The sequence below is a fragment of the Floricoccus penangensis genome, assembly GCF_001832885.1.
GTDB classification, from domain to species: domain Bacteria; phylum Bacillota; class Bacilli; order Lactobacillales; family Streptococcaceae; genus Floricoccus; species Floricoccus penangensis.
The window spans coordinates 1-20,158 of the sequence record NZ_MKIQ01000029.1; the positions used below are offsets into that span (position 1 = coordinate 1).

The following is a 20,158-nucleotide window of genomic DNA, read 5'->3' on the forward strand; positions in this document are numbered from 1 at the left end:
AAGAGCTATACGAAGAATGATTTCTGATATGCAAAATAAGGGTATGAGTGTTAAAAATTCATATTTTGGTTATAGAAGTTATGGCCATCAAGCTCAATTATATAATGAATATATTGGTATTTATGGTAAAGTGGGTGCGGATAGAATTGCAGCTCGTCCAGGTCACTCAGAACACCAAACAGGTTTGGCATTCGATATTCAACTAGGTGGACAGTTTGAAATCAATTGGATTGCTAGAAATGCACATAGATATGGATTTATTGTTCGATATCCTGCAGGTAAAGAATTAATAACTGGTTATCAATATGAGTTTTGGCATTTGAGATATGTTGGAAATAAAGCTACAAATATTTATAACTCTGGTAAAACACTTGAAGAGTACTACAATTTTCCTGGTGGAGGATATAAATAAAGTATTTGTTAGTTAAAATCACCAAAAATTGGATTTAAATTTGAAGCAGAGATGCTTCATTTTTTTTGTAATCTTTTGTGAAAAATACACAACAATACATAGTAAACGCTTTCAGAAAGTGCTATACTTTATTTGAAGTCAAGGAGGAGTAGAAGAAAAGAGTTCCTAAGTGGTAAACTTACAAATTATTAATTTGTGATTTTATTACTATCAGCTCAACTTTGAAGTTTCGCAAAGATAAATTTATGAAGTTTCAAAGACATTTTGTTGATAACTATTAGTAAAAGGAAATTGGAGATTTAAAAATGACAACAGATTTTAGAACAAGTACTGCCGAAGGAAAAGTTAACTTTGTAAATGTTTATGATTTAGAAAAAGCAGCATCACTCGTAATACCTACTGGAGCTTTTGGTTATATTTCTAGTGGAGCTGGTGATATGTGGACTTTAGAACAAAATACTAAGTCTTTCAATCATAAAGTAATTGCACCAGGTGTACTTAGAAATATCGAAAATCCAGATCAATCAACTACTATTCTCGGGCAAAAAATTAGCACACCGATTATTATGGCACCAGTTGCTGCTCATGCACTTGCTAATGTTCAAGGCGAAGCAGCTACATGTAAAGGCGTCGCTGAATCAGATACTATTTATACTGTTTCATCATATGCTGGGCAAACTTATGAGAAAATGCGTGCAGCAAGTGGCGATGCTCCACAATGGTTCCAATTCTATATGAGTAAAAATGATGATGATAATATTAAGATTTTAGATCTTGCTGTAAAAAATGGTGCTAAAGCAATTGTTCTTACTGCTGATGCTACTGTTGGAGGTAATCGTGAGATTGACTTGAGAAATGGCTTTACCTTCCCAATTGCAATGCCAATTGTTGCTTCATATCAGTCTGGTGTTGGACAAACAATGGATGCAGTTTATAAATCTTCAAGACAAAACTTAAGCTATAAGGACATTGAATTTATTCAAAAACATACTAATTTACCCGTGTTTGTTAAGGGTGTTCAAACTGCGGAAGATGCTGAAGCAGTTATTGAAGCAGGTGCAGATGGTATATGGGTAAGTAACCATGGTGGACGTCAACTAGACGGAGGACGTGCTTCGTTTGATTCTTTAGAAGAAGTTGCAGAAGCGGTCAACAAACGTGTACCGATTGTATTTGATAGTGGAATTAGACGTGCACAACATGTATTTAAAGCACTTGCATCAGGTGCAGACGTTGTTGCAATTGGCCGTCCAGTAATCTATGGTCTAGCACTTGGTGGTTCAGAAGGAGTAAAAGAAGTATTTGATTACTTTAAGAATGAGCTTAAAATGGTTATGCAACTAGCGGGTACTCATAATATTGAAGAAATTAAAAATACAAAACTAAGAAAAAATGAGTATATGTAAGAAGTACTCTCCGATTACCCAATTAATTTGTTATACTGTATCTCGTCTAGTAAAACATTTGTATAGTCACTTAAAAATAGATTAATACATCGTTGCGATTTATACTAATATGCTTGCTTATTAAAGTATAATCGACATCGGAGCAAGGCGTTGCGAAGCGAAGTGCCTTGTCTTGCGACTTACACTAATAAGCCTGCTTATTTAAGTGTAATCGACAGCGTAGTAAAACGAAGGCATTTCTATTTTAATCAACTATAATAAATGAAATTAAAAATCTAGAGAATATTTATTTAGGGGGAAAAAATTTGAGTACATTAGCAAAACGTATTCGAAGATGGGAAAAACTTTTGATTCAATTTAAGGAAGTTAAGCCAGGATTTACTCAGTCTGGGAATGGATACTATCTTGAACTATCTTGAACAATATATACCATATCATTATCTAAAAGATGTTCCTTTTGACAAACTTCAATCAGATGAAAAAAACTACTAAACCACTTGTAGTTGGTCCATTTAAACCAAAAAAGATTGTTCCTGGTGAATCAATCAGCTACGAAGTAAATGAATACTATTATGGTGAGAAACCAAAACTTGATTCGGTAGTTGTTAAGGCTATCAATCCTTCAAAAGTTGTTTCTTCACTTAAAAATGCAGAATTTGATATTGTAAGAGGTACTACACAGGATCTATATCCAGAAGTGGAAAAACTTAAATATAAAGGATACGCAATTACCGGTCAAGATGAACTTGCAGTGTCGGTTATGTATTATAATGTTGGTTATTATGATGCTCAAAAATCATTAAATATCTCTGATCGTGAAACTCCTGTTTAAGATGTTAAAGTTCGTCAGGCTTTATCTTATGCCTTGGATGAAGATTCAATTGCTAAAGAAATCTACCATAATCTTAAATATAGAGCCAATGGTACATTCCGCCAGTCTTTTCAGATTATGTGAATAAAGATAATAAAGGTTTTCCTTATGAACCAGAAAAATCAGAGAAATTATTTGAAGAGGCTGGATATACTTATAAAAAAGATGCCAAAGGTAAAGATGGCAAGACAAACGAGGTAAGCGAAAAATGTTACTTAGTAGACAAAAATGGTAAAACCCTTTCTCTAGTATTTCTAGCTCGCTCTGGTCAATCTTACTCTGAAACAGTTGCTATGGATTATATTAACCACTGGAAAGCAGTCGGTGTAGATGTGAGTCTATTCAAAAATAAACTTACTGATTTTAACACATGGGCTGATCTTGTTAAATCATCAGGAAAAACTGAAGATAATCAAACCTGGGATATTTCAATAGGTGGATGGAGCCTGTCATCTGAACCTAGTCAGCAAGATTTATTCTCAGCAAAAGCACCATTTAACTTAGGTCACTTTACATCACCAGAATTAACATCACTGCTTGATGATATTGATTCACAAAAGTCGCTTGATAAAGAATACAGAGCAAAAGCATTCCAAAAATATCAAGCATATATTCAAGATACAGCCTTTGTAACTCCACTTGATTTTTCAATTGATTGGACGCCAGTTAATAAACGTGTTGTTGGTTGGACACAAGCCTATGATGCTACTGATTTATGGGCAAAACTTGGTGTATCAAATGATAAACCAGACCAAGGAAAATAAATATTTTATAACAGGAAAAGTATATTGAAAAAAACAGCGGATCTTTATGATTCTGTTGTTTTTTTTGATAAATAATTTATAAAATTTATAGTAGGAAAATGAGTTTTTTTACTATAAATATATAAAACATATTACCAGTATTTTTATCTTTTTTGTGCTAATCTATAAGTATTAAAAGGAAAGTAGGTAAGAATATGAAAATTGCAGTCGTAGCAGCAAATGGTGCCGCTGGTCAACATATAGTAGAAGAAGCAGTTAATCGTGGACACGAAGTTACAGCTTTTGTTAGAAGTGAAAACAAATCTAAGGCACAAAATGCAGTTGTTAAAGATTTATATGAAATAACTAGTGATGATCTTAAAGGTTTCGATGTTGTTGTTGATGCATTTGGTAATTTCAATATGGATCAGCTAGACCAACATTCAACTTCTCTTATGCATTTAGCAGACCAACTTTCTCACGAGCAAGCAAGACTTTTAGTCGTAGGCGGTGCTGGAAGCCTTTATACTGATAAGTCGGAAGAATTGCAAGTAAAAGATGAGGCAACGTTCCCAGATGTATTTAGACCACTTGCTCAAGCAATGTCTGACGCACTTGACTTATTACGCAAACGTACAGATGTTAAATGGACATACTTAAGCCCTGCAGAAGATTTTGATGCTGAAGGACCTCGTACAGGAAGTTATGTACTTGCTGGAGAAGTTAGGGAATTTAACAGTGAAGGTAAAAGTTATATCAGTTATGCAGACTATGCAATTGCCATGAATGATCTTGCTGAAAAAGCAAATCATATTCATGAAAGAGTATCAGTTTATACTGCTTAATTTAATGAATTATAGAATATATAATGCTGAAAATCATGATTATCCTATAGTTTTTAGTCTCCCTCATAGTGGAGTTGATATTTCAGAAAACATGCGAAAAAAACTTCGGGAAGATGCAATTCTTTCCAATACTGATTGGTTTTTACGAGAACTTTATAGCTTTCTTCATGATGATATGAACCAAACGCTGATTGAAAATAACCTGAATAGGTACTTAGCTGATCCAAATCGATCTCCGCAAGCAATTGGAAACGGAAATTCATATATGGACAATGTTATCTATAAAGAAAATACTTTTGGTAAACCATTATATAAAGAAAAATTATCAAAAGATGATATTGGTAACAGAATCAGTAGCTACTACTATCCATATCACCAAGCACTAGAAAAACTACTGAAAGATAAAATTGATAAATTTGGTAAGGTCTTTCTAATTGATTTACATAGTTTTGCCTTGTATCCAAAGTATGAAGAATTAGATACCTGTGATTTTGTTCTAGGTAATGATTCAGATAAAACTAGCAGTAAAGATTTTCGTCTGATGATAACAAGTATGCTTGAAGATTCAAGTTTTTCAGTTTCAAATAATTTCCCATTTTCTGGTGGCTATATTACAAAACACTATGGCTTAGAGAAGAATATTGAAAGTTTACAGATGGAAATTCGTTACTCAACTTATATAGGTGATAGAGAATTTGGTGAGGAAGAACTTGATTCTTCAATAATTGATAAAGATACTTTTAATGAAACAAAAAATAAATTAAATATTGTTTTTACAAAGATATTTGATGTAATAAAAGATTTCAAATAATAAAAAAGGAGCTTTCAACTCCTTTTTTATTATTTTCAGAAAATATAAATTTTGTTGCACAATTCAAAAAATATGTTATACTAATCACACAGTAAAGACTTGACAGTATTTACTAAAAAATATTTTCATATTATAGGTTTGGATAATTTATTCAAGCAAAAAAACAAGAAGAGGAAGAGATTATGACTATTTACAATTTTTCTGCTGGCCCAGCTGTTTTGCCAAAGCCTGTCTTGGAAAAAGCCCAAGAAGAGCTTGTTAACTACAAATCTAGCCAAATGTCCGTAATGGAATTGAGTCATCGCTCCGTACTTTTTGATGAAATTATTAAAAATGCTGAAAAGTTACTTAGAGAATTAATGGATATTCCAGAAAATTACAAGGTTTTATTCTTACAAGGTGGAGCAAGTTTGCAGTTTACCATGATTCCATTAAACTTGGCACAAGGTAAGAAAGCACTTTATGTTAATACGGGTGCTTGGGCTAAAAAAGCAATATCTGCTGCTAAGCAAATTGAAGACGTAGAAGTAGAAGTTATTGCGTTAAGTGAAGACAAAAACTTCACTTACATCCCTAAAATTACTAAAGACATGGTGGATCAAGATGCTGCCTATCTTCACATTACAACAAACGAAACAATTGGTGGTATTCGCTATACAGATATACCTGATACTGGGGATGTTCCTTTAATCGCTGATATGTCTTCAAATATTCTAGCAAATGATTATAAGGTGAGTGATTTCGGTCTGATCTATGCTGGTGCTCAAAAGAATATCGGCCCTGCTGGTCTTACAGTTGTTATAATACGAGAAGATTTGATTAAAGAAGGACAAAATATTCCTCCAATGCTTGATTATTCAGTTCTTGCAGCTAATGATTCAATGTACAATACACCACCAACATATGCTATTTATATTGCGGGACTTGTCTTTGAATGGTTGAAGGACCTCGGTGGGCTTGATGAGATTCTTAAACAAGATCAAGAAAAAGCACAATTACTTTATGACTATATCGATTCAACTGATTTTTATATCAGCCCAGTTGCTAAGGAAGATAGATCAATAACTAATGTACCTTTCATCACAGGCGATGATGAACTAGATAAAAAATTCAACTCTGAAGCAAAAGCTTATGGCTTCGAAAATTTAAAAGGACACCGTTCAGTAGGTGGAATGAGAGCAAGTTTATATAATGCCTTTCCAAAAGAAGGTGTTGAAGAGTTGGTTAAATTCATGAAGAATTTTGAAGAAGAAAATAAGGAGAAATAGATGTACCATTTAAAAACATTCAATGCTATTGCTTCAGAAGGTCTTGAACGCTTTGATAAGGCAAATTATTCTATTAATGAAAGTGATAATCCTGACGGTATCATTTTAAGAAGTCAGAATCTAAATGACTATGATTTTCCAAAATCAGTTTTAGCAGTTGCGCGTGCTGGAGCTGGTACTAATAACGTTCCAGTTACAAAGTGTGCTGAAAATGGAATTGTTGTCTTTAACACACCAGGAGCAAATGCTAATGCAGTTAAAGAGCTTGTAATAGCAAGTCTTTTGCTAAGTGTACGCCCTATGATTCAAGGGTCAAACTGGGTTCAAACGCTTGAAGGTGATGATACAGAAAAGCAAGTTGAAGCTAATAAGAAGCAATTTGCAGGTCATGAGCTATTTGGCAAGAAATTGGGTGTTATTGGGCTTGGTTCAATTGGTGCTATGGTAGCTAATGACGCATATCGTCTTGGAATGGATGTTATGGGCTATGACCCTCACGTGTCTGTTGATACTGCTTGGTCAATTTCACGTCGTGTTAAGCGTGCTAAGGATATGTCTGAAGTCCTAAAAGAATGTGACTTCATCACAATACATGTTCCCTTGCTAGACTCTACTAAAGGACTAATTAGCAGTAAAGAACTTGCAATGATGAAAGAAGACGCTACCCTTCTTAATTTTTCACGTGGAGAAATCGTTGATGTAGATGCGGTAGTTTCAGCTGTTAATGATGGAAATATTGCAGGGTATATCAGTGATTTTGCTGATTCAAGATTACTTCATAGTGATAAAATTCTTGTCCTTCCTCATTTAGGCGCTTCAACAGAAGAAGCAGAAGTCAATTGTGCTAAGATGGCAGCCGCAACCCTTAAAGATTTCCTAGAAAATGGAAATATTAAGAATTCTGTCAATTTCCCAACTGTAGAAATGCGCTTTTCATCTCCATATCGTCTTACAGTCATAAATAAAAACGTACCAAATATGTTGGGAGTTATCTCATCACTGATTGCTGCAGAAGATATCAATATTGATAACATGATTAATCGTGGACGAGGTGACTTTGCATATACAATTGTTGACGTCAATGAAACATCAGATGAAAAAATCAATCGTATTATTGATGTTCTGACTGAAAATGAAAATATTATCAAAGTACGTGCTATAAAAGGCTAATACATATAGAAACAATCTAAGAATCACTCTTGGATTGTTTTAGTTTACTATCTTTGCTTGAAATTTAAGATATTTGACATTGTCCCATTTCTAAATTAAAATTATTTTCTATACAAATGTAATATAACTCTTTGTATCAAAGAAAGAAGAGAAAATGGAAGAGATAATTTATCCATATCAGTATTTTGCTATTCAAAACCAAGTGAAATTTCTGATATCATCATATCAATCTGTAAACGACCCTAAAACAATTGAAGCCGTTCAGGCACAAGCAGTAGAAGAAATCAATCAAATTCTTGACGATTTATCTGAGGAACAAATTTTTGCTGAATTTAAAGAAGTCATTTTAGATCGTTCATTGACAAATGAAAAGGCTGATCGACTACTTTTAAATATAAAAGAGGTGGTAATCCCTTTTAAAATTCCAACAAACAAACAGTTAGAAAAAACATTTAAAAAAGTTAAGAAACTTAAAGTCCCAAATTTTGAGAGTTTTGATTTGAAAGAATCTTCATTTATTGGATGGAATGATCCCGGAAATCAAAAGAAATTCATTATTTACTATGCAGATGGAAAACTTGAAGGAATTTATGGAAACCAATCTAATGATTCAATAAAAAATGTATGCTCTATCTGCCATAAAACTTCTCAAGTAGCCTTGTTCCTTGCAACAACTAAAACAGGTAGTGAAGGAACATACACTAAAAAAGGAAACTATATTTGTACTGATAGTCAAAATTGTAACAGACAGATTATAGATATTAACCATTTTGAGAACTTTACACAAGAAGTTAAATTTCAAAAATAAGAAAAATAGAGGATAATTTCCTCTATTTTTTTACCTAATTTTAAGTATTTCAAGTAATTGGCTTCTCCAGGTACCCTCTTTATCCATTGCTACTTGTCCAATTTCAGGTTTTCTTTCTAGATTATAGAGCATGAGCATGGCAATTCTAGCTTCAAATGATATGAATATTTCTGCTTGGTAACCTTTTATCAGACCACCATGGTAAAACCAATCACCAAGTTTAAACCATCCAAAACCATATGCATCAAATTTTAGATTGAATATTTCCTTCCAAGACTCTTCTGATAGTATCTCATGATTTAATATAGCTTGTACCCATATTGATAAGTCTGCAATTGTTGAGACAATAGAACCATCAGCACCTGAATGATTTTGTCTACTAAATTTTCTCAACTCATTATCTACAAATAGATAGCTTTCAGCTTCAGCATCCAAAGCGTGACAAGAAGAATCTTTCATAGCAAGTTTATTCAAAATATTTTCAGAAATATAATCTGAATAAGTAGTATTACTTACTTGCTCGATAATATCCCCAAGTAGAAAGTAGTTGCTATTTGAATATTCAAACTTACTATCTGGCGAGAAATTTAATTGATGCTTACTAATAATATCTAACACACGCATTACATCATATTGATAATCTTTTTCATCATTTTCTAAGTCAAAAAAGTATTGTTCTTCTTCTGAAAAATTTTTTGTATTAGCTTCTAATTTTCTTTCTTCCATGCAAATTATAACGTAATCAGGAATACCAGATGTCATATTAAGAAGCATTCTGATTGTTATCTGATTCGAATATGGATAGCTGGGGAAGAAGTCACTTATCAGTTGGTCCAACTTTATTTTATCTTCCTCTACTAAAAGCATAATGGCAAGAGCAGTGAATTGTTTAGTGAGGGAACCAATACATGATTTTGTGTTGCTTGCGAATGGTATTTGATTTTCAATATCTGAGTAACCAAGCGAGAAAACATCTAAAATATTTTTGTCGTCTATGATTGATATTGCCCCATTGAAATCGTATTTTTCTTCTAACTGGTGTAATTTTTCTAAATGATTTTTTAATTCTTTTTTCATCTTAAACTTTCTATTATTAAAAAGTGCAGGCGTCATTTAGTTAAATAAGTATGGCATAACTTTCTCCTTTGTATATTATAAGAACAGTATATCTTATTTGTTTTGAAAACGCTAACAAATTAAAAGTATCGTATTAGTTGATTTAATTTACCTAAATATCTCACAAGTCCATTGTTTAAATATATTTATGGGTTATAATTTATTTATGAAATAATTTGGAGATAAAAGGATGAGTAAAGATATACATTTTTCAAAAAAGATAATTAAACTACGTACTGATAAAAAGTTAACTCAGGAAGATTTAGCAAATGCAATGGGTATAACTAAAGCTTCAGTGTCTAAATGGGAGAATAGGCAATCATATCCAGATATTACTCTTTTACCCCGTCTTGCATCATATTTTGACGTGACAATTGATGATTTGCTTGGCTATGAGCCAAATCTAACTAAGGAAGAAATAAGAGAATACTATGAGAAGTTTACTGATGATTTTGTAAATCTTTCTTTTGAAGAAGTAAAAGAGAATGTTGAGAGAGAAATATTCAGGTATTATTCTTGCTACCCATTCTTATTCCATATGGCTCTGCTTTATATGAACCATGCTGAACTTGCTTCTAGTATAGAGGGTGTTAATAAGATTTTATCTCGCTCATCTGAGCTTTGCAAAAGAATTATTGAGAATTCAGATGATAATTCTTTGGTCAATAACGCAATAATGCTCAAATCATCTTGTGATCTAATGACTGGTCATGCTGAGGAAACAAAAAATATTCTTGAAGACATTTTAGATCCAAGTAATTTATCAAATCAATCAGATATTCTCTTAATTAGAGCATATCTGATGCTAGGTGAAATTAATAAGGCAAAATCCTTTAATCAGTTTAGTTTATTTAAGGATTTGTCTAATATCGTAAGCAATTCTGCACAGTATTTATCAATGAATCTAGATAATATACAAGTAGTGGAAGAAACAATTAAAAGGACTGATTCATTAATTGAGACATATAAATTGGATAGACTGAATCAAAACTCGGTAGCTTCTTACAATTACTTTTGTGCGCTAGCCTATGCGAGTCTTGGTAAGCGAAACGAAGCGATAGAGCGACTTAATCTCTATCTGGACCTTTCTTTTGAGCTTCTTGATTTGGGTGATAAATACCTTCATGGGGATGAATATTTTGATTTAATGGATTCTATAATTGAGGAGCAGGATATGGGTTCTAAGCTTGTTAGGGGAAAGAAAACGATAGTTAAAAGTATGGCCGCAACTCTCACACAACCGGTTTTTACTTCAATGAGTGATGATCCAAGCTTTATAGAAATTCAGGACAGGATTTCAAGAAAGGAAAATAGCTATGACAATGCAACAAATTCATGATTTGCTACCATTTTTAATACCACTAGTTATCGTGGAGTTCGCACTACTTATATATACACTGGTTGACATTTTCAAACATGACCACTATAAACACGGCACACGCGCTATGTGGTTTATAGTTACAATCGTTGGTATGAATTTCGTCGGTCCAATTCTTTACTTTCTACTCGGAAGGGAAGAAAGCTAATGACTAATATACTTGAGATTAACAATCTGACCAAAAGTTTTGGTTCAAACAAGATTTTAGACGGAATTAATCTGCAAATACCTAGTGGCGCAATCTATGGATTTATCGGGAAGAATGGTGCTGGGAAAACAACCACTATGAAAATAATTTTAGGACTTCTTCAAGCAGATGAGGGGGAAGTTTTAGTCAATGGAGAAAAAGTTAAGTTTGGCCAAAGTGCAACAAATAAGTATATTGGATATTTACCTGATGTTCCTGAGTTTTATGGGTATATGACAGCAAAAGAGTATCTTATGCTATGTGGAAAGATTACTGGGATGTCTAAAATTCAGATTAAAAAGCGTTCGGATGAGCTACTAAACTTAGTTGGTCTTGATGACGATAAGAAGAAAATAAAGTCGTATTCCCGTGGTATGAAGCAGAGATTAGGGATAGCACAGGCGCTTCTAAATAAACCAAAACTTTTATTATGTGATGAACCTACTAGTGCACTTGACCCGCTTGGTCGAAATGATGTGCTTGAGATTCTTAAGAAAATTAAAGATGAAACAACTGTTATCTTTTCAACTCATATTTTGTCAGATGTGGAATCTATTTGTGACCATGTTGCTTTTCTCAACGGTGGGAAGATAGTACTCAATGAGAAGCTTGTAGACCTTAAGAAGATTCGAGAGGCTGATGGCTTTGAAATAGTATTTGTTAATCATGAAGACTGTGTGAAATTTAATCAAGATTACATGGAGTTCGAGGCGCGTGGTGATAAGACTCTTGTTCTTAAGAATGGAAGCCAAGAGGACATGCTATTTGCTATGGGAAATCTAGCAGAGAAGAAGATAATGGTTGAAAGAATCGAAATGCTTGAGCCAAGTCTCGATTCTTTGTTTATGGAGGTTATTGATGATGGTGCAATTTAATGCTTTCCTAAGGAAAGAAGGAGTAGAGGCATTTCGAACTGGGAAGCTATTGATAGTTACCTTAATTGCGATTATCTTTGGTATCATGAACCCTTTGATTACCATGCTTACACCTCAACTTATGAAATTGGTTTCGGACGATTTTGATAATATGGGAGTTACCTTATCTGATATAAAGATAGATGCACTTATGTCTTGGGCTCAATTTTTCAAAAATGCTCCTATGTTAATTTTGGTTTTTGTGATTATATTTTCAGGTATTTTGACTCAGGAACTGCAAAAGGGAAGCCTACTAATAATATTGACCAAAGGGCTTAAGAGAAGAAAAGTGATACTAGCTAAGTTTTCTATTTTGTCTATTATTTGGACTATAGTATATTGGCTTTGTTTTGCCATTACTTACCTATATAATGCTTATTACTGGGATAACAGCATAGTTCATAATCTGATGTTTTCAGTCTTTCTCGTATATATGTTTGGACTTTGGATAATTTCACTTATCATTCTTACTTCGGTACTTACCTCTAGTAACTACGGTAGTCTCATGCTTATTTTTATCATATTTGTAGCTTCATACTTACTGGGTATGATTAGTAAATTAAAAATATATGTACCAACTTACTTACTGTCAGCTTCTGAGTTGATTAAAACTAATAGCGGTACTTCCGATTATAAAAATTCACTTTGGATAATCGGTGTACTTTTAATTTTCAATATAGTAATTTCAATACTTGCGTTTGATAAGAAGAGGATATAAAGAGTGCTTCAAGGAATTGAAGTGCTTTTTATTTAAGTATATAGCGAATTATAAAAGATTTATAAAATTTATATTTAACAACTATGTGTAAAATTCTTTTGTTGCTATTGTTTTTTTAATACCGTGGGTGTATTATATATTCCATAATGGAGGAAACAAAACAAATGGGAAAGAAAAAAATAATCTATACTAGTTTAGCCATTCTATCTTTAATATTCTTAACTGCCTGTGATGATCAAACTAAAGTTTCAATAGATGACGCAACAAAAACTGCAACAAGTGATATGAGTAACCAATTATCAGCTGGAGAAACTCAAAAATACCCTTTAAATTATATGGATAGTCAAACATCTATTTCAAAGAATGATAGCATTACTTGGCTGATTATAAGCTATCAAGATGGAGATACACAGAAGGTACTCAAATTACCTACAACATCAACAGCAAGTTCTGATGCATATGCATTGCAATCATCATCTCCTGTAAGTACATACAATGAAAATATTCTTGAAGATCCTACCATAGATCCTTATGTTGAAATAAAAAAGGATTCTGATGGTAAAATTATTCTAAATGTATATCGCCAACCATATCAAGTTTATAATCAACAGCCTATTGAGGGAGTAGTCCAAGATAAAAAAGAAATTACACCAGAATCTAGTAAGTAATTGAGGTACATAGATGAAAAAAAACAAAATATTTCTATTTTTAATAATTGCTTTATCAATTACTTTACCTATTACTGATTTTTTTATAAGTACGGATGGTCCGAATAGTAATATTGTATATGCTAAAGGTGCTCATGGAGGCCATGGAGGTGGGCATCACGGTGGAGGTCATGGAAGCCATCATGGTAGTAGCAAATCAGGCGGATCAAAATCACATCACTCTAATCCGTCAGTAAGAAGTCGTTCTAATACTGGAAATAGAGCTGGTCACTCTAACCCTGCAACAAGAAATGGTGGCTCTAATCATAGGATTGGAAGTTCAAATCCATCAACTCGTAGTAGAGGTAGCAGTTCACATAGGATAGGTGGATCAAATCCATCAAGTAGAAGTCAAATAAATTCAAATAATACTTATAGCGCTGGGAAAATGTATAATGGATTTAAAGGAGGAAATAATTATCGACCAAGTGATTACCTTTATAGTCCATATCGAAGAGGTAATTTAAGATTTTATAATTATTACGTAAGTCCAAGGTACCTTAATCCAAATGAAAATGATAAAAAGGCAATGGAAGCTGTCGGAATTGATCCAGAAAAAATTATAAATCCAAAAGAAGCCACATACTGGGTTACAATAAAAGATAATAAAAGCCAAAAAGATTATTCAATCTTACTAACTAAGGAACAATATGATAAAATTAATGTTGGAGATGATATTAAATTTGTAAATAAGGAAGTAGAAATCAAATGATGAAACTAATTATTATAGTGGTAGTAATTTTATTAGGAATTATGCTTTACTACTATTTCTCAAATAAACAAAAGAATAAAAGTGTGATAAATCACTCATTTACTGAAGATGGAGAAATTGCTTCTGTAATTTCCGACTTAAATAAATACTATGATACCTTTGTTGACGGTATGGTAGTAAATGATACAGCTACACCGCTTGATACAATCGCATATTTTAACAAGAAAATTTATCCAGAATTAAGCGCAAGCGATAAAGTTAAACTTACAAAAATTCTATATGTCTATGGAGATGATATTCATAATTATTTAAATCAAATGATTATTGAACAAGATTACTATCAAAAAGTTGTAAGAGAAGTTAATGCTAAAACAAATGGTAAATTTAAAAATATTAATGAAGTATGGCAAACAATAGACGAAGGTAATAAAAGAGTTGAGGGAATTTATGATAATATTCCAAGGATAGAAATTCAAGATTCAGTCATTACTGATTCTTATAATAATGGATTTGTAGACGCTTATAAGAGGATAATGGAAGTTATTTTCCCTGAACAATATGAATCTATAGCAGACTCATTTAGTAAAGATGATTATTTTGAATACCGAAAAGTATTGAATATGCTCCAAGCACAAGAAGTAGCAGACAGAATGGAAGAAAGCTCAAAAGTTACTAAAAGTAAAATTTAGCATAAAAAGATTATAAGGTATTTATATTTCTTATAATCTTTTTATTTTTTTCGGAAAAAGCACTTGCATTATTATTTGATTAATGTTAATATAATTAAGGTTTAAAAATAACCGTACCAAAGACAGTAGGTGGAGCAATCCGTAATTCCTACCGAGGACGAAGATTATCGATTAAATATGATATTTTTGTACTCTCTATGTCTTGGGCAAAGAGTTTTCTTTTTGCCCGAAAGAATAAATATGGAGGTAAAAATAAATGAGTGAAGCATCAATTGCTAAAAAAGCTGAATTGGTTGACGTTTATGCACAAAAATTTGCTGACGCTGCAAGTGTTGTAGTAGCAGATTCTCGTGGTTTAACTGTTGAACAAGATACTGTTTTACGTAAACAATTACGTGAAGCTGGTGTTGAGTTTAAAGTTGTTAAAAACTCAATCTTACGTCGTGCAGCTGAAAAAGCAGGTCTTAACGATCTTGCTGAATCTTTTGTAGGACCAAGTGCAGTAGCATTTTCTAACGAAGATGTAATCGCACCTGCTAAAATTCTTAGCGAATTTGCAAAAACTGCTGACGCACTAGAAGTTAAAGCTGGTGTAATCGACGGTGTTGTTTCTTCTAAAGAAGAAATCGCAGCAATCGCATCTCTACCAGGACGCGAAGGATTACTATCTATGCTACTTTCAGTACTTCAAGCACCTGTTCGCAACGTGGCATACGCTATCAACGCTGTGGCAGAATCAAAAGAAGACGTGGCATAATTTTAAACAATACGTTTAAGATAAACTACGCATAATAAAAAATAAAAAAATCATAGGAGAAAAACAATGGCATTAAACATTGAAAACATTGTTGCTGAAATCAAAGACGCAACTATTTTAGAACTTAACGATCTTGTAAAAGCAATCGAAGAAGAATTTGGTGTATCTGCTGCTGCGCCTGTAGCTGCTGCTGGAGCTGCTGGACCTGCTGCTGAAGAAAAAACTGAATTTGACGTTGAACTTGTTTCTGCTGGAGACAAGAAAGTTGCAGTTATCAAAGCTGCACGTGAAATCACTGGTCTTGGACTTAAAGAAGCTAAAGAACTTGTTGACGGAGCTCCTGCAGTTCTTAAATCAGGTGTTTCTAAAGACGAAGCTGAAGAAATCAAAGAAAAAATCGAAGCAGCTGGCGGATCAGTTGAAGTTAAATAATCACTTTAGATTATTAGAAGGAACTCTCAATGAGAGTTCTTTTTTTGTTTATGTATTTATTAGAATTCATTTAGTGATATAATATCTAAAATACAAACTTAAGGAGTATAAAATGAAAATTTACGTTAAATCATTTTCTGAACTCTCAAACTTAGAAATTTTTGAGATCTTTCGTATCAGAACTCAGGTTTTTATCGTTGAACAGAATTGTCCCTACCAAGATATAGATGAAATTGATAAAACTTGCCTACATGTATTCATGAAAAATGAATCAGGAGAAGTAGTAGCATACTCTAGAGTTTTTAATAGTCTTTTTGACAAAAAGATAAGCCAAATTGGACGTGTTTTAACTACCGTACGTAGAGAAAATTTAGGATATAAGATTTTTGATCAAGCTATAAAGGTAGCTTTTGATGAATTAGATGCTGAGAAGATTTATATTGAAGCTCAAGTTTATGCTATAGACTTTTATAAGAAGTTTGGATTTGAAGTGGTGTCAGAAGAATTTCTTGAAGATGGTATACCTCATGTCAAAATGGAACTAAAAAAGCTAAAGTAGAATAATCTGCTTTAGCTTTTTGTATAGATTTTTAAATATTTATTACTTAATTAAATAAATTACTAATCGTAAACAATCATACTCAAAAATATTATGAAATATTTTTTGTCTAACATAATAAATTTAGTATAGTTTCACCTATTTATGCTATAATTTAGATATAAATAATTTGAAAATATAAATTTATTAATAAATCAAATGGTTTTTAATATTATATTTTTATAAGGGAGAAAATATGAAACTTAACAACAAGCTTATCGCCACATCATTTTTACTTTTATTGGCTACTGGTCCACTTGTCGCTTGTGGAAATAGTTCAAAAGCAGGAGAAAGTAAAGAAAGTAAAGAAAGTAAAACGAGTGAAACAAAGAAATTAACGGATGAAGAAATTGCTAAAACTGATGCTCAAACGGTACTGAAAGCAATCTATCAAAATGATACAACTATGGCTAATGATGTATCAAGTGAATCTTTTGATTCAATAATACAAAAATTGCAAGATGGAGTTGCAGACAAACAAGTTAAATATTTTGAAGAAAATGGAAAGTTAGATGATTATACACTTATTGTAGATGGTTCTGAATATACGGCTAAGGAAGTTATTAATGATTATGCTAAAGCATATATGAAAATTACAGCTACATTGCCTGACGTTGCTGTCGAAAAAGTAGAGATGAATGGTGATGAAGCTACTGTTACTGCTAAAATTCGTCCGATTGCAGGACTTTCAGAAGCAAATCCAATCGGTGGTGCAAGAACAAAAATATTCGGTGGTCTAGATAATGACACAATTGTTAGACAATCACAAAATAAAGATGTTAAGCAAATTAATCGTTTGATTACTTTGAAACTATACGGTGTTTATTATGGAGACATGGGTAAAAAACCACCATACGCTGATGAAGAAACAGAAATTAATTTCCGTCTTAAAAAATCTGGAAATCACTATGTTGCTGATTATGAAACATATAAAGGATTAGTTAAGAACTCAAGAGCTGAAGTATATGGTAAAACAGAAGGCGATGATTCTAATAATCAATCAAGCAGTACTGAAGCAAGCTCAAAAGACAATAAAAATATTTAATTTTCCTCAACTTATATAATAAAAACGGACATAAACTCCGTTTTTATTTGTTGTTACTTTAATTTAAGGAGTATAAAAAAATTTTATGTCTGCAAAAATAATAAACTTAAGACAAAGGGGTAATAGCGAAGGTTTTGTAATTGAAAAGGAAGATCAGACCGGTAGTTGGCAAACTTATTTTACTGTTTTTCACACTGAGGAAGGGTATAAATTAGTAAGTCAAAACTCAGAATATATTGTTTACCGAAAAAAACAAATACTAAATAAATTCGAAGAGCTTATAGCACAGGATACTCAAAATTCAAGTAATAAATTTATAAAGAAATTTGAAAAATTCGATACATTTATGTCAAAGTCTTATGATTCAATTCTTTATCGTTCTGATAATTTTTTTTCATATGATTCTGTTGGACTTGGCACAAAAGGTTATGCATATTTGATAAAAAAAGATTATACACCTTTATCAGTTGCTATAGTCAAGCCTTTCAAAAAGAATAATAATTTTAAACTGACACTTTGTTGTACCGAGGAAATTTCTGAAGATGATATTGAATCTTCCCTTTTAATCTTTATGCTTAGTTATATATCATCATCTGAGATTTATGATGCTGGAAGTTTTAAACTTGAATGGTCAGCTACTTATTCAATAAACATGCGTAAATATTTACCGAAAGAATTCAGACAAATGTTGACTAATGATATGTTACCATCAAAAATAGAAAGCATGATTTGGTATATTAATGGATTAATAATTATGAGTTTCTTTTTATTCATTAAACCAGACGTATTAATATTTGGTTTAACATTATCTTTATTATTAATAATTGCTGGAAAAATAAGAACATATTACTATTTGAAAGAAGATTAATCTTAGAATAATAAAAAATAATTAACAAGAAGGGTGTTTGACTTGGTAAATGATAAAATGGAATTACAAATATCTAATGGGACTTTGCATGTATTATATTCAAAAAATGATGAGAAAATACAAGGATGGTTGATGTTCAGGACAAAGAACAATGAAGAATTTTTAATTCAACAAAATTGGTATTATCTTTCCTTTTGTTCGTTACCAATTAAGCGTAAAGTATATAAATCTACTATACCTTTAAATTTCTTAGCGAATAATAAAAGTTATAAAGAATTGAAAAAAAATAATAAAGGTTATTTAGGATTGATGATGGGTCTTATATTATCTAAGTTTATTCCACAGTATCTAATCTTTTCTCCAAAGGATTCTCATTTTTCAATTATGAAAGGTTTAGCTAACTTGATTTATTTCTGGGGAATTATTGTTTTAATATTAAGTATAGTTTTTTATTTTAGAAAAACAAAATTAAAAAAAATAATCAATAATAGAAATGGAGAATTGCATTTCTATGGAAAAGCAAGATCTTCCACCCCAATAAGAAATGTTAAAAATATTATGAAGGTATGGTGAGCTTATGAAGAAAATTTTTTTATTTATTATCACGATATTAATGTATATAGCAGGAATTATTTCTTTAGTATTAGTACCATTTATTTCTACAGCTAGATTATATATATTAATTGTTTTAATTGTATTTGTAACGACATTTTGTAGTGGAAAAATAGTTCCTAATACAAAAGAAAGTGAGTATATCATAGAGAAAAAGGAATAAAATGAAAAGAAATATTTTTAATGCTAGTTTTGAAGATAGTCAAAAAATTTTTAGCAATTCATTAACTAAATCATATAGAGAATGGCAAGATAATGAAAAGTCAAGAGAAGTGGGACTTGTAGGAACTATTATATTTTTTATTATAATACTATCTCCATTGTTTTTTATATCATTAATAGCTAATCATATCTCTTCTGAAGGAAATCCTTCGTATTATCCGTTATGGCTATGCGTCTTAATTATTGTTATTTTTTTAATAATAACATATGGAAGGGGACTAATGTATGGAGGGAATTATAATGTATTTTACAACGGTCAGTTTAGCTTAGCTATGATATTAATAATATATGATATTTCACTTAACTTATTTATATTTAGTGCTTTTTCTAAGTATGTTAGTATATATTTTATTGTATTTATAATTTTATCGAGTATATTATTTTTAATTTTCCTTACAAGAAGTAGGATTAGATATACAGTAGAAATACTTCATTCTGAAAATCATAACGATGTGAAGAATTTTTTTGAAAAACTTATTATTTCTTTACCAAAAATTTTTTCCGTTATTTTAGTAGTCAGCTTTTTTATTACACTTATAATACCCAATGATATTTCAATTGGATTATATAGTTCTGCAATAATGTACTTAACATTGTTAATAGTAATCAATTTCGTGATTATATTATTTTTAGATTACATTACTTTTCCATTTATTATTCAGCAAAAATACTTGAATAAGTATTCTGAAGAATATAGAAAGTTGAAAAAAGTAACGCAATTGGAATGGTATGGAGAAAAGTATTTTAATAAATATATAAAAGGAACAAAAAAAGAGGAGAAAGAAAATGAATAACAAAAATGAAAAAATTATTACCGCTTGGAACGGTGTGTTACTTGAAGAAGGACTTCAAAAGTTAGCCAAGGATGG

General features: G+C 31.6%; 25 protein-coding genes and 1 other annotated feature. Of the genes, 24 read left to right on the top strand and 1 reads right to left on the bottom strand.

The genetic code is table 11. The features are described from left to right. The 9 genes from BG262_RS08390 to BG262_RS08430 all read left to right on the top strand — a co-directional run. Positions 1-412, top strand: a 412-nt coding sequence (locus BG262_RS08390; RefSeq protein ID WP_143602672.1) for a M15 family metallopeptidase, incomplete at its 5' end; no start/stop codon positions are given. A gap of 305 nt (positions 413-717) precedes the next feature. Beyond that, positions 718-1,818 (top strand): alpha-hydroxy-acid oxidizing protein, encoded by a 1,101-nt coding sequence (locus BG262_RS08395; protein ID WP_070788447.1) that lies wholly within the window; start codon positions 718-720, stop codon positions 1,816-1,818. Positions 1,819-2,293: 475 nt separating this feature from the next. Beyond that, the gene (locus BG262_RS08400) at positions 2,294-2,650 is read left to right on the top strand and encodes an ABC transporter substrate-binding protein (protein WP_158006663.1); all 357 of its coding nucleotides are present in this window, start codon (positions 2,294-2,296) and stop codon (positions 2,648-2,650) included. Between the two features lie 95 nt (positions 2,651-2,745). Next, positions 2,746-3,453, top strand: a complete 708-nt coding sequence (locus BG262_RS08405; protein WP_083312953.1) for an ABC transporter substrate-binding protein — start codon at positions 2,746-2,748, stop codon at positions 3,451-3,453. A 194-nt stretch (positions 3,454-3,647) separates the two neighbouring features. Continuing rightward, positions 3,648-4,277, top strand: a complete 630-nt coding sequence (locus BG262_RS08410; RefSeq protein WP_070788450.1) for an NAD(P)-dependent oxidoreductase — start codon at positions 3,648-3,650, stop codon at positions 4,275-4,277. Positions 4,278-4,281: 4 nt separating this feature from the next. Continuing rightward, positions 4,282-5,088, top strand: a complete 807-nt coding sequence (locus tag BG262_RS08415) for an N-formylglutamate amidohydrolase (RefSeq protein WP_083312954.1) — start codon at positions 4,282-4,284, stop codon at positions 5,086-5,088. A 182-nt stretch (positions 5,089-5,270) separates the two neighbouring features. After that, positions 5,271-6,356: a 3-phosphoserine/phosphohydroxythreonine transaminase gene (gene serC / locus BG262_RS08420; protein ID WP_070788452.1), complete on the top strand. Its 1,086-nt coding sequence runs from the start codon at positions 5,271-5,273 to the stop codon at positions 6,354-6,356. Beyond that, complete coding sequence (locus BG262_RS08425) at positions 6,357-7,526, top strand: 3-phosphoglycerate dehydrogenase family protein (protein WP_070788453.1); 1,170 nt, start codon at positions 6,357-6,359, stop codon at positions 7,524-7,526. It abuts the gene before it with no gap. A 154-nt stretch (positions 7,527-7,680) separates the two neighbouring features. Further along, positions 7,681-8,334 carry a FusB/FusC family EF-G-binding protein gene (locus BG262_RS08430; protein ID WP_070788454.1) on the top strand — a complete coding sequence of 218 codons (654 nt, stop codon included), beginning with the start codon at positions 7,681-7,683 and terminating at the stop codon, positions 8,332-8,334. A 30-nt stretch (positions 8,335-8,364) separates the two neighbouring features. Here the strand turns inward: BG262_RS08430 and BG262_RS08435 are convergent, their stop codons facing one another. Continuing rightward, positions 8,365-9,411 carry a serine hydrolase domain-containing protein gene (locus BG262_RS08435; protein WP_070788585.1) on the bottom strand — a complete coding sequence of 349 codons (1,047 nt, stop codon included), beginning with the start codon at positions 9,409-9,411 and terminating at the stop codon, positions 8,365-8,367. A 229-nt stretch (positions 9,412-9,640) separates the two neighbouring features. Here BG262_RS08435 and BG262_RS08440 point away from each other — a divergent pair, with 229 nt between their 5' ends. The 15 genes from BG262_RS08440 (at position 9,641) to BG262_RS08510 (ending at position 20,083) form a co-directional block, all read left to right on the top strand. After that, positions 9,641-10,789 carry a helix-turn-helix domain-containing protein gene (locus BG262_RS08440; protein ID WP_070788455.1) on the top strand — a complete coding sequence of 383 codons (1,149 nt, stop codon included), beginning with the start codon at positions 9,641-9,643 and terminating at the stop codon, positions 10,787-10,789. Then, positions 10,767-10,976, top strand: a complete 210-nt coding sequence (locus BG262_RS08445) for a PLD nuclease N-terminal domain-containing protein (protein WP_371827967.1) — start codon at positions 10,767-10,769, stop codon at positions 10,974-10,976. Before BG262_RS08440 ends, BG262_RS08445 begins: the two co-directional genes overlap by 23 nt. Further along, positions 10,976-11,890, top strand: a complete 915-nt coding sequence (locus BG262_RS08450; protein WP_070788456.1) for an ABC transporter ATP-binding protein — start codon at positions 10,976-10,978, stop codon at positions 11,888-11,890. Before BG262_RS08445 ends, BG262_RS08450 begins: the two co-directional genes overlap by 1 nt. Further along, entirely contained in the window at positions 11,877-12,647 is a 771-nt protein-coding gene (locus tag BG262_RS08455; protein WP_070788587.1) for an ABC transporter permease subunit, read from the top strand. The genes BG262_RS08450 and BG262_RS08455 overlap by 14 nt, the downstream gene beginning before the upstream one ends. Positions 12,648-12,811: 164 nt before the next feature. Next, entirely contained in the window at positions 12,812-13,315 is a 504-nt protein-coding gene (locus tag BG262_RS08460; RefSeq protein WP_070788457.1) for a hypothetical protein, read from the top strand. 13 nt (positions 13,316-13,328) lie between these two features. Further along, the gene (locus BG262_RS08465) at positions 13,329-14,066 is read left to right on the top strand and encodes a hypothetical protein (protein ID WP_070788458.1); all 738 of its coding nucleotides are present in this window, start codon (positions 13,329-13,331) and stop codon (positions 14,064-14,066) included. Next, a complete protein-coding gene (locus BG262_RS08470) occupies positions 14,063-14,755 on the top strand; it encodes a hypothetical protein (RefSeq protein ID WP_070788459.1) in 693 nt (230 codons plus the stop codon). Before BG262_RS08465 ends, BG262_RS08470 begins: the two co-directional genes overlap by 4 nt. Positions 14,756-14,853: 98 nt before the next feature. Next, positions 14,854-14,985, top strand: a sequence feature (ribosomal protein L10 leader region). A 26-nt stretch (positions 14,986-15,011) separates the two neighbouring features. After that, complete coding sequence (gene rplJ / locus BG262_RS08475; protein ID WP_070788460.1) at positions 15,012-15,512, top strand: 50S ribosomal protein L10; 501 nt, start codon at positions 15,012-15,014, stop codon at positions 15,510-15,512. A 66-nt stretch (positions 15,513-15,578) separates the two neighbouring features. After that, complete coding sequence (rplL, locus tag BG262_RS08480; RefSeq protein WP_070788461.1) at positions 15,579-15,944, top strand: 50S ribosomal protein L7/L12; 366 nt, start codon at positions 15,579-15,581, stop codon at positions 15,942-15,944. 112 nt (positions 15,945-16,056) lie between these two features. Then, positions 16,057-16,503 carry a GNAT family N-acetyltransferase gene (locus BG262_RS08485; RefSeq protein WP_070788462.1) on the top strand — a complete coding sequence of 149 codons (447 nt, stop codon included), beginning with the start codon at positions 16,057-16,059 and terminating at the stop codon, positions 16,501-16,503. A gap of 235 nt (positions 16,504-16,738) precedes the next feature. Then, positions 16,739-17,587, top strand: a complete 849-nt coding sequence (locus tag BG262_RS08490) for a hypothetical protein (RefSeq protein WP_070788463.1) — start codon at positions 16,739-16,741, stop codon at positions 17,585-17,587. A gap of 85 nt (positions 17,588-17,672) precedes the next feature. Continuing rightward, positions 17,673-18,455, top strand: coding sequence for a hypothetical protein (locus BG262_RS08495; RefSeq protein WP_070788464.1), 783 nt, complete (start codon positions 17,673-17,675; stop codon positions 18,453-18,455). Positions 18,456-18,512: 57 nt separating this feature from the next. Then, a complete protein-coding gene (locus BG262_RS08500) occupies positions 18,513-19,028 on the top strand; it encodes a hypothetical protein (protein WP_158006664.1) in 516 nt (171 codons plus the stop codon). Between the two features lie 4 nt (positions 19,029-19,032). Continuing rightward, entirely contained in the window at positions 19,033-19,230 is a 198-nt protein-coding gene (locus tag BG262_RS08505) for a hypothetical protein (RefSeq protein ID WP_070788466.1), read from the top strand. Between the two features lies 1 nt (position 19,231). Next, entirely contained in the window at positions 19,232-20,083 is an 852-nt protein-coding gene (locus tag BG262_RS08510) for a hypothetical protein (protein WP_070788467.1), read from the top strand. Positions 20,084-20,158 lie beyond the last annotated feature (75 nt).